Here is a 14,990-nt window from a genome sequence, read left to right on the forward strand (position 1 = left end):
AGTTTCTCGGGAAGGTCCTATGAGTTACCAGACAGGCGTCGTGAACGAATGCGACCTCATCATCTCCGGGGCGCTCATCGTGACGGCCGATGAGGCCGGCACGGTCATCTCCGGCAGTGTCGCGATCAAGGACGGGTTCATCGTCGGCCTGGGCCCCGACGGCGTGGTCGCCGGGCGGTACCGGGCGGATCGTGCGATCGACGCCGCCGGGGCGGTCGTGCACCCCGGCTTCATCGACGCGCACATGCACATCAGCCAGTACACCGCCCGCTCTGCCCTCCCGGCCCTCGAACGCGCCGGAAAGACGATGGGGCACTGGAAAGCGCGGATCTCCACCGCCGACGAGGTGGCGAGCGCCCGCCTGGCCATTCTCGATTTGTTCCGCGCCGGCTATACCGGCTTCGTCGACCCGGGCACCGTCTACGATCCGGACGCCGTCGCCGAGACGGCCTCGCAGGCGGGAATCCGGGCGTGGCTGACCGACCCGTACGTCGCCGACTTGGGACACGAACTCGCCGCGTCCTACCCAGAGCTTTTCGGCGGGGGCTTCCTCGAACGGTGGCCGCGCACCACCGACGAGGCCAAGTCCCGGGTCGGCGGCCAGCTCTTCCGGAACAAGGAGGACGGGCTCGTCCGAGGCTTCGTCGGACTGTACGGAGAGGCGAGCGACTCCTCCGAGTTGTACCGGCACGCCGTCGAGGTCGCCCGGAGTGGCGGCGTCACCGTCCAGGAGCATCTCGGCTACAGGCAAGCGGGGGCCATCTCGAAAGAGCAGCGGCACGGCCGCACTACCGTGCAACGGCTGGCCGACGCCGAGCTGCTCGACGAGCACACTTCGTTCGTGCACATGAACCGCGTCACCGCCGCGGACGCCGACCTGCTCGTCCACGCCGGAGCATCGCTCGTATGGTGCCCATACGGGCAGATGCAGGCACTTTCCAGGCCCGGCGCCCAGCCGCGGATGCCTGAGCTCTGGCGCCGCGGGCTACCCGTCGGCATCGGCAGCGACATCGCACGCATCGGCAACCTCGACGTCCTCGGAACTCTCGCGGTGTCGGCGTCGACCATGGCGGGTGACGCCGCCCGACCCGCCGAAGTGCTCCAGATGCGCTGCTCGGGCGCGGCCCGCACGGTCGGCGCCCGCGACCTCGGCGAGCTGCGAGTGGGGCTGCGCGCCGATCTCGTCATCCGGTGGCCGGCCGCCTCACAGGCGCTGGGAGCCGATACCGATCTTGAAACAGGCGTGCTCGGCGCGCGCGGATCAGTCCGCACCGTCATCGTCAACGGCGCGGTCGTCCTTGACGAAGATCAGCCCACGAGGTTCGACGCAGGCGAGACCGTGACACACGCCCGCGCATCGGCGCTCCGCCTGCGGGAGAGCATCGGGCTGGCGTGACCCCGCTTCTGCCGAAAACTCCATCCGCGCAGGTCAAGCAGCATGCTCGTCCTCGTTGAGGATTCCGCCCAGACGTGGGGCTCTTCGGATGCTCAGGTGGGCGATCTGGTCGGGTTCGGTGATCGGTAGGGGCCGTGGATGCAACCGGCGTATCGGAGGTGGTCCAGCGGCTGCGTCGGCACGCCTCCGTCCCAGCCGTGATCGAGGTGATCGAGGTGATCGAGGTGATCGAGGTGATCGAGGTGATCGAGGTGATCGACCAGGCTAGGGCGATGTCTCCCGCTTGAGCCACTGCAAGTACGCTGCCGACCCGCCGTCGATCCGCGTGTACGTCACCTCAGGGTTGTCCCAGGAATGGTGTTCGATCAGGTGCGCTTCCAACTCGGCATATCGGTCGCTCGTCGTGCGCAGGAAGACCTGCCACTCCTCGCCTGTACCCAGCTCCTCAAGGTACCGGAATGCCGCCCCAGCGGGCCCGACCACCTGGCCGGATGCTGCGAGTCTCGCACCGACCGCGGAGCGGATGAGCGACATGCCGGCCTCACGGTTTGCGGTGGTGGTAGAGACCTGCAAGTAGTCGGTCATGCGCCAGACCATACCGACCCACGTCCATGCCGGGGAGCCGGCGCCTACGGCGCCTTGACAGTGCTGGTGGTTGCGGTATCGCGTGTTCGGCGTTGTGCGCTCAGTACAGAGTCGAGCAGGCCGGGGAACAGTGCGTCGAGGTCCTCTCGGCGCAGCCGTACCAGCCGGGATCGGCCCTGCACGGTCGTCCACGTCACGCCGGCCTCGCGCAACACCCGGTAGTGGTGCGACAGCGTCGTCTGGTGCACGTCGATTTCGGCGCCGATCGCGTTGCAGAAGTCCTCGCCCATCCGGTCGAGCCGCAGGACGAGGTCCAGCCGCACCGGATCGGCCAAAGCCCGCAGCACCTCCACCAGCCGGATGGCCTCGGTCGTCGGCTGTGACACCTTACGCATCGCCGCCCCCGTGTTCCGCACACCCGCCACGCTATCAACCCATGGATACATGGACAAGCATCCATATGTTGCCTAGGGTTTCCCCTCGGTACTTCTGAGGTCCTCTGGAAAGGCGGCACCACCCGGTGTTGAAGCGACTTCTTCCGCTGGCCCTGGCGACCTTCGCCGTCGGCACCGACAGCTACGTCATCGCGGGCCTGCTCCCGGCCATCGCCACCGACCTGCAGGTCTCCACTCCCGCCGCCGGGCAGCTGGTGACGGTGTTCGCCCTGGTGATGGCCGTGTCGGCGCCTGTCATGGGCGCGCTCACCAGTGGACTGGACAGACGGTCCGCGCTGCTGATCGCGTTGAGCGTCTTCGTGGCCGGCAACGCATTCACCGCCCTGGGCACCGGCTACGAGGTGATGATCGCCCGCGTCGTCACCGCAGTCGGCGCCGGGATGATCAACTCTGTCGCCTCCAGCGCTGCGGGGGCCATTGCGCCACCGGCACGCCGAGGCAGGGCACTGGCCTTCGTGCTCGGCGGGCTCACCTTGGCGACGGCGTTGGGCCTGCCTCTGGGCATGCTGATCGGCCGTACCGACTGGCGCATCACCCTGTGGGCCGTCGCCGGGGTCGGCCTCGTCGCCATCATCTGGATCGCCGCTGGCCTTCCGAAGGTGACACTTCCCGCCGCCTCACTGGGCGACCGGCTGCGCCCACTCAAACAAGGCCGGGTCCTCGCGCTGCTGGCCGTCACCACGCTGGTCTTCCTCGGCACCTACACCTCTACACCTACATCGGCCCGGCCCTGGAGGATGCGACCGGCGGCTCCCAATCGCTGTTCACCGTCATCCTGCTGGCCTGGGGAATCGGCATCCTGGCCGGAAACATCATCGCCGGACGGCTGGTCGACCGGCACGATCCCGCGCGGGTGTTGACCGGGCCTCTCATCATCGCCGCCGTCGCCCTCGCCCTCACTTCGGTGGCGACCACCACGCTCGTGTCCACCCCGGCGTGGGCCGCAGTCTGGGGCGCGGCCCTGGGCGTCGTCGTCGTGCCCCAACAGCACCGACTCATCGCCCTCAGCCCGGCTGCGGCACCGATTCTGCTCGGCCTCAACTCCTCGGCCATCTACGTCGGAATGGCCCTCGGCGGCGCCCTGGGTGGACTGGCACAGGAGTGGCTCGCCATCGCGCCCGCCGCAATGGGGCCGCCAGCCGCCGGTGTCACGACCCTGGCGCTGCTCTACCACCTGACAACCGCACGCCGCCGTGCGCCCGCAGCACCTCAGCCGACCCCCTCCACCCCGGAGAAGGCCGAAACGTGAGGCCCCTGCCGGGCCCCGCCACGAGCTCCGGAGTCGTTGCCGGTTCCGGGGCTCCCCGGCCTGGTGGTGCAAGTCACGGGGTGAGGCCGAGTTGGCACAGTTCCGCCGGGCGTAGCGGCCGCCAGCCGGATCCATCGAGTTCGGCAAGTTCGCCTTCCTTCGCAATCCCGATCCTTCCAGGCCAGAGGCACTTTTCTCATGTCAGCAGACACACTCCGCCCGCCCCAGGCGAAGCCCGAGGTTAGATGACGCGGTGGAGGAGTTCGTCGCCGCGGGCGAGGCGGTGGCAGTTCCGCGCGGCCACTTCGAAGTACCGAGCCCAGGTCTCACCGGTCAGCCAGGCGACGTGCGGCATCACGACGACGTTGCCGAGGGCGAGGAGCGGGTTGTCCGGTTCCACCGGTTCTTCCTCGAAGACGTCCAGCCCGGCGCCGCCCAGGTGCCCAGACGCCAGGGCGTCCATGAGGGCGGCCTCGTCGATCACCGCGCCGCGCGCCGTGTTCACCACGATCGCGTCCGGCGGCAGCAGGGCCAGCTTGTCCGCGTCCAGGAGATGGCGGGTTCGGCCGGTGAGCGGGACGTGCACCGACACGATGTCGCTCGCCCGCAGCAGGTCGTCCAGCTCCCTCCAGGAAGGGTCGTCGCGGCGCGGCCGGCGCGATGTGTAGACGACGTTCGCGCCGATCGCCTCCAGCATCCCGCGCAGCAGCCCCGCGATCTCCCCGCCGCCGAGCAGCCCGACCGTCCGGCCACCCAGCTCGCCGCCCACCAGCGCACGGTCGGCGTGCCAGCCCTCGCCGCGCCGCATCCGTGCGTCGAACGCCACGAGGCGGCGCAGCACCGCCAGCATCAGCAGCAGGCTCGTCTCCGCCACGGCCTGCGCGTTGCGGCCCGGCATGTTCGCCACCCGGATCCCGCGCTCGGCGGCGGCGTCCAGGTCGATGGTGTTCACCCCGGTGCCGAGCTTCTGGATCAACTTCAGCTTCGGGGCCCGTTCCATGTCTGCGGCGGTGAGGGGACGCAACACGTGCCAGATGACCTCGGTGTCGGGCAGCAGCGCGGCAAAGCGCTCGTCGTCCCGCTCCGAGCAGCTCACGATGTCCAGGCCCGGTTCGGCATGGTCCATGTCGTAGTGCAGCAGTACCCGCATCCGGATTCCCTCCGCTCAGCGCCGGTTCATGACTCGTGGATCCGGGCGCGCCGCCTGGGTGTTCCGCGGGGCCGTCCCGCCCTCCGCCCAACGGCGGCCGAACCGCCCCCGGGCCGCTGGGACCGCCCTGTGTGCTGCCGTCGTCTTCGCATCCTGCGGCACGCGCGCCGATCGAGCGTCCAACTCAGCCTTCCGCGCGGTGACAGCGGCGTCGCCGACCGGACCGACGGGAGTGTCAGAGGACCGTACCTCGGACGGCCGGAGGTCCGCCGCCCCCCAGACCGGCGGCTCCGCCAGCTTGGGTGGCATGGCTGCGCCGGGAGAAAACACCGTGAGGCGGGGCTTCCAGCACGATCTGCGCCGCAGACCTGCCTGCCGGCAGGCTACTGGAACAGGGTCGAAGGGTCAGCAGCCGGCGCTGACCCGCAGCAGGCCGCCGGTGCCGACCGCGTTCTCGTCTCTACCGGCACGGGCGGACGACGGCAGGGCGTCCGGGCCGTCCAACTCGTCCACGAAGAACTGATGGCCGGGGATCAGCTTGCCTAGTTCCCGCCGGGTGAAGCACCGGCCGGCGAGGAAGGTGTACCGCGTGCGTCCCAGATCGAGCAGGTCGCGGTCGGGGGCGCCCTCGACGAGGACCAGGTCGGCTCGGGTGCCCGGGGTCAGGGTTCCGACGCCCGCTCCCTGGCGCACGATCTGCGCGCCGTTCCGCGTCGCGGCAGCCAGGGCGGCGGCGCGTGAGGCACCGCCGTACTTGTGCAGCAACCAGGCCTCCTGCGCGACGGTGCCGAGCGTGTCGGTCCCGGTGCCGATCAGCACGCCCGCGTCCACGGCGTTGCCGATCGTCCTCTGGTGGACGTTCCATAGCGCCGCGTAACGCGGCTGCCAGGACCGTCCCCAGAACTCGCGGCTGTTCTCGAAGAACCCCGACAGCGTCGGAGTGAGAGCGATGCCCCGTTCGGCCATGGCGGACGCATGGTCGGCCGAAAGGTAGATCCCGTGCTCGATCGTGTCGACGCCGGCCTCGATGCACCGCTCAAGGGCCCGCGACCCGTTCGCGTGGGCGGCGATGGGCAGGCCGCACTCGTGCGCGGTCTCCACCGCCACCTGGACGGCCTTCGCGGAGAACCAGGGCACCGTCAGCTCGTCGCCGGGCGGGTGCGGAAGGTCCTCGTTGCTGGCGATGATCTTGATGAGGTCGGCGCCCTCGTGGGCCTGCCGGCGGATGGTCTCCACCAGGCCGTCCAGCGTCGCGACACTCTCGGCGACGAAGTATGCGTGGCCGTATGACATCCCGATCGCGGCGCCCGAGACGGTCGCCCGGGGGCCGACCATGACCCCGTCGCGAATCGCGTCGCGGACGTGCAACCGGGAGTCGTCGTTGTGGCCGAGGTCCCGGACACTGGTGACGCCCTCGCGGAGAAGGTTGAAGGCGGTCCGCGTGGACTTGAGGGCGTCCAGCGCCACGGGCCCGAGGATGTTCGGCCCGACCGGACCGCCGAGACGCCGGTAGTGAAAGTGCATGTGCGCGTTCACCAGGCCAGGGAGAACGGTGAGGCCGGTGCCGTCGATCACTTCGGCCGCATGTGCCGGCACCATCCCGTCGTCCATCGGCCCGAACGCATCTGTCTTCCCGCCGCGGACGGCCAGATATCCCCGGTCGATGACCGTGTTGTCGGCGTCGCAGGCGACGATTCTGACGTCCTTGATGAGCACATCGATCGAACTCATGGGCATCTCCAATTCCTTACGGTCACGTCATCGCCATCCAGCCGTTGTCGGCCACCAGCGCGGCGCCGTTGACGATCGCGGTGTCGTCGCTCACCAGGGCGAGCGCCGCCGCGGCAATCTCCTCGGGCTCGCAGAGGCGGCCCTGCCGGCCGGCGATCTCTTCCTCGACGTCGCCGGCGCCGTGGGCGACGAGCTCGTCGATCTCGCGCCGCCCGTGCGCGGTCCTGATGAACCCGGGGCAGAGCGCGTTCGCGCGGATCCCGTGCGCGCGGTACTCGACGGCGATGGCCCGCGTGAGCTGCAGGACGGCGCCCTTGGTGACGCAGTAGGCGCTCTCATTGGGGGACGCGGTGAGACCCGAGATCGACGACGTGTTGAGGATCACTCCGTGGCCGGCCGCCATCATGTGGGGCAGCACCTCCCGGCACATCAGGAACATGCTAGTGACGTTGATCGCCAGGAGCCGGTTCCAGTCCTCCTCAGAGGTGTCGATCAGTCGCTCGACCAGCACCGTTCCCGCGTGGTTGAACAGGATGTCGACGCCTCCGAGCCGTTCGGCGGCGGTCGCGACGTACCGCCGCACATCGTCCGCCCGTGAGACGTCGGCCTCGATGAGGTGGGCCTGCCCGCCCGCCGACCCGATCTCGGCCTCAAGCGCCCGGCCGGCCGGCCCGTCCACGTCCGCGAACAGGACATGCGCGCCTTCGCGGGCGAAGCGGCGGACGCTCGCCGCCCCGGCTCCGCCGGCACCGCCTGTGACGAGCACGCGGCGCCCGGCCAGTCGGCCCATGCCCGTCATCCGGACGCCGCGACGGGGAGCGACTGGCCGGCCTGTTCCGCGAAGAAGGGAAGCGCCTCGGTGACGTCCCGTTCGGCGTGCCCCTGGAGCACCATCAGCTCGTACAGGTGTATCGCCTGCTCGTTGAGCGACAATGTCACGCGGTGTTCGTCACCGAGGTCGGCTGCAAGACGGTGGTCCTTCAACTGCAGTGCCACGCTGAATCCGGGATCGAGGTCCCCGCGAAGCAGGCGTGGCACCAGATAATCCGTCATGAAGTAGGACTTGGCGTCGGTATGCTGGAACACCTCCAGCAGGCGTTCGGGCGAGAGCCCGACGGCCGCGCCGAGCGCGAACGCCTCCGCCGTGACGAGCGTGTAGACGCCGGACATCATGTTGCTGATGAGTTTGATCGTGCTTCCGCTACCGGACGGGCCGATGTGGAGGTACACCTTGCCCAGTGCGTCCATGACCGGCTTGGCCTTCTCGAAGGCATCGGCGTCCCCGCCGACCATGAAGGTGATCGTTCGCGCGGCCGCACCCTCGACGCCCCCGTTCATCGGCGCGCCGCCGCTGACCGGCGTGTCGAGGTAGGCGACGCCGTGCTCGGCCGCTGCCGCGTACATCCGGCGGCTCGTGACGGGTGACACGGTGCTCAGATCCAGGACGACCGTCCCGGGGGCGGCGCCCGCCAGGATTCCGTCGTCGGCCAGGAACGCCTGTTCGACGGCCGGCGGGTTGGGCAGCGACACGACGATGACTTCGCTCGCGGCGGCCAGGTCCCGAGCGCTGCGGGCCCCGGTCGCGCCATCGCGCGCGACCGCGTCGACGCGCGCCCGGTCGAGGTCGAACACACTCACCTCCTCGGCGGCGTCGAGGAGGTGCCGGGCATAGATCCGGCCGATCGAGCCCAGCCCGACCTGCCCGATGCGCTGCTTCAGTTTCCGCACGGAGATCCTCTTTCCGGTTGACCGTGCCCTCAGAAGAGAGCAGGGAATTCCAGTCGTTCCTCGAACCGCCGCGCCGCCCAGAGAACCTCGGGGTCCAGGCCCGGCCGGCCGACGAGCAGGAGCCCGATCGGCACCCCATCGCGGTCCAGGCCGCAGGGAATACTGACGCTGGGAGGGCCGCCATTGGCCCACCCGACGTGCGGGCACGCCCCGGACGTCCACCCGTAGGCGAGCTCTTCGATCACGGCGCATTCGTCGTGCCAGGGCAGCTCGGCGTCGAAGGACGGGTAGTAATTGCAGGCGAGTACCAGCAGGTCATAGCGTTCGAACGTGGACGTGAGGCGGCGGCCGAACCGCTCTGTGAGCTCGCGGACCACCCTGTCGGCCTGGTCCGCGGATCCGGCCGAGGCGCGCGCCCGCGCGACCGTCTCCCGTACCACCGGGTGCAGGCGTTCGGCGAACTCCGGCGGCCTGCCGTCCAGCGACCGGCCGATCCGCGCGAAGGCCGCGGCGACGGCAGCCTCCCACATCGGGCCTTCGAAGATCGGCTCTGGGATCTCCTCGATGCGGACCGTCCCGCTCAGCCGGTCGAGTGCAGCCTCGACCGCCGCCCGCACGACGGGATGGACGTCGCCGACGCCCGGGTCGGCGCTCGCGTTCGGCAGGTACCCGACGCGCAGGTCGCCGAGCGACTCCCAGCGCGGGGCTCCGGCCGGCCCGGCGACCTCGTCGAACACGAAGATGTGGTCGTCGACGTCCCGGCTGATGAACCCCCGCATACCGCTGGACCGGGGAACATCGCCGGGCGGATGGCCGAACGGCCCGGACTGCGCGGTGGCCTTCAGCGCGACGCACCCGCAGCCGCCCGCGGGCGACCGCAGCGACCCGCCGCCGTCGGTGCCCAGGTGGACGGGGCCGAGGTGCGCGGCGGCCGCCGCCGCGCCGCCGGAGGTAGAACCGCCCGTGCTCTTGGCCAGGTTCCACGGGTTGCGCACCGGCCCGTACAGGGCGCTGAAGCTCCCTGAGAACAGGCCGGTCTCCACCATCGTCGACTTGGCGAACAGGACGGCGCCGCGGTCGAGGAACGCACCGACCAGCGGATCCCGCTTCGCCGGAAAGCGCGTGAACAGATTCGTCCGGGATCCCAGGTACGTCGGCGCGCCCGGCACGTCCATGTTGTCCTTGACGGTGATCGGCAGCCCGTCGAGGCGGCTGAGGGGCGTGCCGCGCAGCCAGCGACGTTCCGACGCGGCGGCGGCCGTCCACGCGGACTCGTCGAAGCGCCAGTACAGCGCCGATAGATAAGGATCGACCCGCTCGGCGCGGGCGAGCACTGCCTCCAGCACCTCGACGGGCGACAACTCCCCCGCCGCGTACGCGGCGCGGATCTCACAGGCGGACATCCGGCAGATCGGGTCGGGTGGAATCGCCAGCCGTCTCGGCTCGTTCGCCACGGTCACGGCTTCCTTCCTGTCATCCGGTTGTCGCCGTCGGCCGGCGGAGCGACGCCGCCCGGCCGCCGGATTCGCGCTTGCCCGCAGATCCGGGGCCGGCTCATCCGGCCCACCGGTCGAGACGCAGGGAGAACGGCCTGCCGACCGCGGGGCCGGCGGTGAAGGATTCGTTCCCGGACAGGCGTACCGCGCAGACGCCGGCCCCATGCGAGGCCAGCGCCTCGGCCGCGCCCGCGCCGGACGACGGCCCGCCGAGCCGCAACTCCACGCCGCCGAGGCCGATCACGCCGCGGTCCTCCTCGCCATGCGCGACCGCCTCGAATCCGAGCGCGCGGTAGTGCCGCATGTGCGGCTCCACCCGCGGCACGAGGACGTCGAGGGCGGTGATGTCCGTGGCGCCGTTCGGGTGGTCGCCGGGCACGGCCGCCGGCAGGGGGGCGTCACCCCAGTCGATGAACGAGGGAAAGCCCCGCCGCCACGGACCGGCGCCCGGCTGCAGCACCGAGAAGGCCACGGCCCGGCCCGCCGGATCGTCGCGGGACAGCCGGTCCGGCCCACCCATGGCGATACCGGCGGAATCCAGCCGCGCGCGGACGTCCTCCAGGTCTCCGGCGCGCAGCACGAAGATCAGGGGAATCTCGTCATAGGCGTCCACGAGTTCCACGAACCGGGCGCCTTCGTTGAGGCGCCGTCTCGCCGCGACCGCGTCGCGCACGCCGATCAGCTCGATGTAGCGCCCGGCCCGGAACGGGATGATCACGTTCTCCGTGCCGAGGGCGTGGTGCCGACCGCCCGCCCGAACGTCGAAACCAAGCCCCCGGTACCGCGCCGCAGCGGTGTCGAGGTCGGCGACGGCGATCATCAGGTGGTCGAACTCAGGTCTGCTCATCGGCAGCCGCCTTCACCAGAAGATCGACGAAGATCTCGGGCTCGCTCAGGTGCGGTGTGTGACCCTGCCCGGGCAGCACCTGGTGGGACCAGCCCCCGCTTGCCCGGAGGGCGGCGGCAACGTGGCGCAGGAACGACGGACTCTCCGATCCGACGGTCAGCCGCACGAGCGGCGCGAGACGGGCGAGTTCGCCGTCGGAGAACCGCCGCAGGGCGATGAGCGGCAGGTCGTCGCGGATGAAGGCCTCCGCGTTCCTCGCCTCCATCGCCCAGCGGCCGGGCGCCATCCGGGCGATGGAGCCCTCGCCGTTCACCGCCTCCATCAGTGCGGCGTAGGCGCCGGCGTGATCTCCGGGCGTCCCGGCGAGGGCGTGCCGGACGGTGCCGTCGAGACGCTCGAACTCCTCCATCCCGTAGCCGACGTGTCGGAACGCGGGGGGTTCGTGCACGTGGGCCCGAACGACCGACGCCGGTGCGCGCAGGGCGAGTTCCAGCGCGACCATCGCTCCCGAGCTCACGCCCAGGACGGTCACCTCGGCGAGGTCCAGTGCCGTCAGCAGCGTAACGGCGTCGCGCGCATGCCCCGGGGCCCCGTCGACCGGCCACCCGTCCCGCCCGCTGCGGCCGGTGCCGCGCCGGTCGTAGACGAACGCCTCGTACCCGGCCGCGGCGAGCGCCTCGGCCTGCGAAACCCATCCGGTGGAGTCCTCCGCGCCGGCGTGCACCAGTAGAACCGGTCGGCCGACGCCGCGGCGCTCGACGTAGAGGGGGCATCCGTCCGGCATGATCACGTGCTCGGCGGTGTACTCCGAAGCGCCGCTCACTTGGCGACCCCCGCTCCGTCGGCCGGTCTGGTGGAGGCGACCAGGGCCTCCGACAGTGAAGGCGCCGCCTCGACCAAACGGCACGTGTAGGGGTCCTGCGGCGTGCGCAGCACCTCGCCGGCCGGCCCGTACTCCCGGCACCGGCCGCGCTCGACCACCATGATCGTGTCGGCGACGACGCTGACCGCACCGAGGTCGTGCGAGATGAACAGGAGCGCCAGGTCCAGGTCACGGCGCAGCTCGTTGATCAGTTCGAGCACCGAGGCCTGCACCGAAACGTCCAGCGCCGAGGTGATCTCATCGCACACGAGCAGGTCCGGGGAGGAGGCCAGGCCCCGGGCGATGGCGACGCGCTGGCACTCGCCGCCCGAGAGCTCCCCGGGATACGCGGCGGCGATGTCCTTCCGGATCCGCACCCGCTCGAGCAGCCGCGCGACCTCAGCGCGGGCCTCGCGCTCGGGCATCCCCCGCAGGACGCGCAACGGCCGCCGGATGGAGTCCCCGACCGTCCGGCGCGGGTTCAGCGACGCGAAGGGGTCCTGGAAGATGTACTGGATCCGGCGGAGCTCGTCCCTGCCGCGCGCGGTGGCCGAAGGCGGGAGCGGCGAGCCGTCCAGGAGGACGGCCCCGTGGTCCGCCCGGTGCAGGCCGACCACGGTGCGGGCGATCGTCGTCTTACCCGAGCCGGACTGCCCGACGATCGCCAGGCACTCTCCCGCGCGGATCTCGAACGAGATCCCCTCCGCCGCGACGATCGCGCGGCCCTTCGTACGGTGGCTCGCATGGAGATCTTTGACGGCCAGCAGCGACACCGGCCCGATGGCCGGGGGACCATCCGGCGCCGCGGAGATGACGGCACGGGCCGGTGATCCGCCGAGGGCACGATGGTCGACGACCGCGGCGACGAGGCCGCGGGTGTACTCGTGCGACGGCCGGGCGAGCAGGCTCCGGCTGAAGCCCGCCTCGACGACGCGGCCCTGGTACATCACGACGACGCGGTCGGTGTGCGCGGCGACCAGCGCGAGGTCGTGCGACACCAGGATCACCCCCACCTTCAGATCCCGCCGGATCCGGTCGAGGTGTGCGAGGACCGCCGCCTGGGTGATCACGTCCAGGCCGGTGGTCGGCTCGTCGAGGACGAGGACCTTGGGGCGGTTCGCCAGTGCGAGGGCCAGGCAGAGCCGCTGCTGCTGGCCGCCGGACAGCTGGTGCGGGAATTTGCGCCGGAAATCCTCGTCGTCCGGCAGCTCGACGAGGTCGAGCGTCTCCGCGACGCGTGCCGCCCGCTCGGCCGCCGTCATGCCGGTGAGGATCTCGGTGATCTGGTCGCCCACCCGCATCAGGGGGCTGAGCGCGGAGGCGGGGCTCTGCGGGACGTAGGCGACGAGCCGCCCGCGCGCCGCACGGGCTTCCTTCTCCGGCCGCCCGGTGAGTTCGGCATCCGCGACCCGCACCCGGCCGGAGACGACCCGGAGCCCGTGTCGCACCCACCCGAGAAGCGTCAGCGCGGTGGTCGTCTTCCCCGACCCCGACTCCCCGACAACGCCGACCGCCTCGCCGGCGCCGACCGAGAACGAAACCTCATGCAGGATCGTCCGGCCCGCATGATCTTCGATGGTCAGGCCTTCGACTTCAACCAGGGGATTCACGCGCCGTCCCGTCCTGCTCGGCCACCGGCGATACGCCGGTGCAGGCCGTCGGAGAAGATGTTCACGGAGACGGCCAGGGCGATGATGGCCAGTGCGGGGAAAGCCACCGGCCACGGGCTCAGGGTGACGCCCGGCATGTTCTCCTTGATCATGAGCGCCCAGTCCGCTGCCGGCGGCTGGGTGCCGACGCCGAGGAAGCCGGCCGAGGCGATCACGAAGATCGAATAGATCAGGAGCAGTCCGGTGATGGCGAGCACCGGACCGGCGATGTTCGGCAGGATCTCCCGCAGGAGGATCGCCCGGCGTGACTCACCGCGCAGGACCGCGGCCTCGACGAACGGGCTGCGCACGACGCCGAGCGTCGCCGTGCGGACGATCCTGGCGATGTACGGCGCGGCCGAAATCATGATCGTCGGGATGAGGATCGTCGTTCCCCGGGCCGAGCCGGACGTGAGCACGAGCAGGACGACCAGCGGGGGAAGGATGAGGAAGAGGTCGACGACCCGGTTCAGGACGGCCGCGGCGACCCCGCGGATGTAGCCGAGCAGGAGCCCGAGCGCCGTGCCGAGGACACCGGCCGCGATCGTGCAGGCCGCCGCCAGCAGCATCAGCGATCGACCGCCGGCCAGCAACCGGCTCAGCAGGTCCCGCCCGAGGTAGTCGGTGCCGAGGACGCCGGCCTCCCCCGGCCCGGCATAGGGCGCGCCGATGACCTCCCGGACGGGATGCGGCGCCAGGAAGGGCGCCAGCTGCGTGAAGAGGACAACGGCCAGGACGACACATCCGCTGGCCGACGGGACGGCGGAGGCGAAGTGCCGCCTCGCCGGGGACGCCCCGCCGCCGAGTTCCCGCGCGAACTCGTCGCCGGGCTGCAGCACGGTCGCCGTCGGGCGGTCCCCGGCCCCGTGTTCGGTGATCGCTTTCATAGCGCCGTCCGCAACTTCGGAGTGAGAAGGCTGACCGCCAGATCGGCGGCGGTGTAGGCGATGATCAGTGCCGCCGCGAGGACCATCACGATGCCCTCTACAAGAGCGAAGTCCCGTGTCGTGACGGCCGCGGCGAGCGCCGAGCCGAGCCCCGGGTAGGAGAACACGGTCTCGACGATCACCGATCCCCCGATGACGACGCCGACGCTGCCGGCCAAGACCTGCAGCGACGGGCCGACGGCGTTGGGGATCACGTGCCGCAGAACGACCCGCCTCTCCGGCAGGCCTTTCAGGCGCGCCAACTCGACGTAACGGGAGCGCATCACGTCGGCGACGCCCACTCGCACCTGCCGCGATGCGCCGCTCGCGGCGACCAGGGTCAGCGTCGCCACCGGGAGCACGAGCACGGTCGGATGCATCAGCGGGGAGTCCTCCACCGGGAAGATCGACGTGGCCGGCAGGAGCTTCAACCCGAAACCGAAGATGACGATCAGGGCGGCGGCCAGCACGAACTCGGGGATGGCGACGAGGCACAGCGTGATCAGCGAGAAGACACGGTCACCGATACGGCCCTCCCGGGTTCCGGCGAAGACTCCGACGGCCAGGGCCAGCGGGACCATGAGGAGGATCACCAGGACGCCGAGGATCACCGTGTTCCCGATCCGGCCTTCGATCACCGCGGACACCGACTGCCCGTTGATCGCCGAACGGCCCATGTCTGCCTGCAGCAGCCCGGAGAACCAGTCGAGATACCGCTCGGGCGGTGACCGGTCCAGGCCGAGTCGGTGCCGCGTCTCGGCCATCAGTTCCGCGGACGGGTTCTGACCGGCGAGCGCGTAGACCGCCGCGTCGCCGGGCAGCACCTCGATCGCGGCGAACACCAGGACCGACAGCGGCGGCAGCATCGCCAGGCCGCCCAGGGTCCGGAGGAACAGGAAGCGCGCGACCCGCATCC

General features: G+C 70.8%; 15 protein-coding genes. 3 read left to right on the plus strand and 12 right to left on the minus strand.

The window, feature by feature from the left end; all coding sequences use genetic code 11:
- The first annotated feature begins 19 nt into the window (after positions 1–19).
- Entirely contained in the window at positions 20–1,396 is a 1,377-nt protein-coding gene (locus ETD83_RS02615; RefSeq protein WP_138643418.1) for an amidohydrolase family protein, read from the plus strand.
- Positions 1,397–1,660: 264 nt separating this feature from the next.
- Here ETD83_RS02615 and cutA read toward each other — a convergent pair whose 3' ends face one another.
- Positions 1,661–1,981, minus strand: coding sequence for a divalent-cation tolerance protein CutA (cutA, locus tag ETD83_RS02625; protein WP_171063987.1), 321 nt, complete (start codon positions 1,979–1,981; stop codon positions 1,661–1,663).
- Between the two features lie 44 nt (positions 1,982–2,025).
- Positions 2,026–2,397: an ArsR/SmtB family transcription factor gene (locus ETD83_RS02630; RefSeq protein WP_230420630.1), complete on the minus strand. Its 372-nt coding sequence runs from the start codon at positions 2,395–2,397 to the stop codon at positions 2,026–2,028.
- A 107-nt stretch (positions 2,398–2,504) separates the two neighbouring features.
- Here ETD83_RS02630 and ETD83_RS02635 point away from each other — a divergent pair, with 107 nt between their 5' ends.
- Positions 2,505–3,296, plus strand: a complete 792-nt coding sequence (locus tag ETD83_RS02635; protein WP_205717454.1) for an MFS transporter — start codon at positions 2,505–2,507, stop codon at positions 3,294–3,296.
- Positions 3,215–3,685 carry an MFS transporter gene (locus ETD83_RS43485; RefSeq protein WP_329602670.1) on the plus strand — a complete coding sequence of 157 codons (471 nt, stop codon included), beginning with the start codon at positions 3,215–3,217 and terminating at the stop codon, positions 3,683–3,685. Before ETD83_RS02635 ends, ETD83_RS43485 begins: the two co-directional genes overlap by 82 nt.
- A gap of 241 nt (positions 3,686–3,926) precedes the next feature.
- Here the strand turns inward: ETD83_RS43485 and ETD83_RS02640 are convergent, their stop codons facing one another.
- The 10 genes from ETD83_RS02640 to ETD83_RS02685 form a co-directional block, all read right to left on the minus strand.
- Positions 3,927–4,835: a 2-hydroxyacid dehydrogenase gene (locus ETD83_RS02640; protein WP_138643419.1), complete on the minus strand. Its 909-nt coding sequence runs from the start codon at positions 4,833–4,835 to the stop codon at positions 3,927–3,929.
- Positions 4,836–5,240: 405 nt separating this feature from the next.
- Positions 5,241–6,566 carry an amidohydrolase family protein gene (locus tag ETD83_RS02645; protein WP_171063988.1) on the minus strand — a complete coding sequence of 442 codons (1,326 nt, stop codon included), beginning with the start codon at positions 6,564–6,566 and terminating at the stop codon, positions 5,241–5,243.
- A gap of 22 nt (positions 6,567–6,588) precedes the next feature.
- Entirely contained in the window at positions 6,589–7,356 is a 768-nt protein-coding gene (locus ETD83_RS02650; protein ID WP_138643421.1) for an SDR family NAD(P)-dependent oxidoreductase, read from the minus strand.
- 5 nt (positions 7,357–7,361) lie between these two features.
- Positions 7,362–8,294 carry an NAD(P)-dependent oxidoreductase gene (locus ETD83_RS02655; protein ID WP_171063989.1) on the minus strand — a complete coding sequence of 311 codons (933 nt, stop codon included), beginning with the start codon at positions 8,292–8,294 and terminating at the stop codon, positions 7,362–7,364.
- A gap of 29 nt (positions 8,295–8,323) precedes the next feature.
- The gene (locus ETD83_RS02660) at positions 8,324–9,754 is read right to left on the minus strand and encodes an amidase (protein ID WP_171063990.1); all 1,431 of its coding nucleotides are present in this window, start codon (positions 9,752–9,754) and stop codon (positions 8,324–8,326) included.
- 94 nt (positions 9,755–9,848) lie between these two features.
- Positions 9,849–10,637, minus strand: a complete 789-nt coding sequence (locus ETD83_RS02665) for a VOC family protein (protein WP_138643424.1) — start codon at positions 10,635–10,637, stop codon at positions 9,849–9,851.
- Complete coding sequence (locus ETD83_RS02670; RefSeq protein WP_138643425.1) at positions 10,624–11,460, minus strand: alpha/beta fold hydrolase; 837 nt, start codon at positions 11,458–11,460, stop codon at positions 10,624–10,626. Before ETD83_RS02670 ends, ETD83_RS02665 begins: the two co-directional genes overlap by 14 nt.
- Positions 11,457–13,109 (minus strand): ABC transporter ATP-binding protein, encoded by a 1,653-nt coding sequence (locus tag ETD83_RS02675; RefSeq protein WP_171063991.1) that lies wholly within the window; start codon positions 13,107–13,109, stop codon positions 11,457–11,459. Before ETD83_RS02675 ends, ETD83_RS02670 begins: the two co-directional genes overlap by 4 nt.
- Entirely contained in the window at positions 13,106–14,035 is a 930-nt protein-coding gene (locus ETD83_RS02680) for an ABC transporter permease (RefSeq protein ID WP_138643427.1), read from the minus strand. Before ETD83_RS02680 ends, ETD83_RS02675 begins: the two co-directional genes overlap by 4 nt.
- Entirely contained in the window at positions 14,032–14,988 is a 957-nt protein-coding gene (locus ETD83_RS02685; RefSeq protein ID WP_138643428.1) for an ABC transporter permease, read from the minus strand. The genes ETD83_RS02680 and ETD83_RS02685 overlap by 4 nt, the downstream gene beginning before the upstream one ends.
- Between the last annotated feature and the right edge of the window lie 2 nt (positions 14,989–14,990).

Source organism: Actinomadura soli (assembly GCF_005889715.1).
Classification (GTDB): Bacteria; Actinomycetota; Actinomycetes; order Streptosporangiales; family Streptosporangiaceae; genus Spirillospora; species Spirillospora soli.

Bases quoted from the DNA above. Each gene is read 5' to 3' on its own strand.
- ETD83_RS02615 (WP_138643418.1), top strand. From the start codon at position 20: ATGAGTTACCAGACAGGCGTCGTGAACGAATGCGACCTCATCATCTCC.
- cutA (WP_171063987.1), bottom strand. From the start codon at position 1,981: ATGACCGACTACTTGCAGGTCTCTACCACCACCGCAAACCGTGAGGCC.
- ETD83_RS02640 (WP_138643419.1), bottom strand. From the start codon at position 4,835: ATGCGGGTACTGCTGCACTACGACATGGACCATGCCGAACCGGGCCTG.
- ETD83_RS02645 (WP_171063988.1), bottom strand. From the start codon at position 6,566: ATGAGTTCGATCGATGTGCTCATCAAGGACGTCAGAATCGTCGCCTGC.
- ETD83_RS02650 (WP_138643421.1), bottom strand. From the start codon at position 7,356: ATGGGCCGACTGGCCGGGCGCCGCGTGCTCGTCACAGGCGGTGCCGGC.
- ETD83_RS02665 (WP_138643424.1), bottom strand. From the start codon at position 10,637: ATGAGCAGACCTGAGTTCGACCACCTGATGATCGCCGTCGCCGACCTC.
- ETD83_RS02680 (WP_138643427.1), bottom strand. From the start codon at position 14,035: ATGAAAGCGATCACCGAACACGGGGCCGGGGACCGCCCGACGGCGACC.
- ETD83_RS02685 (WP_138643428.1), bottom strand. From the start codon at position 14,988: ATGCGGGTCGCGCGCTTCCTGTTCCTCCGGACCCTGGGCGGCCTGGCG.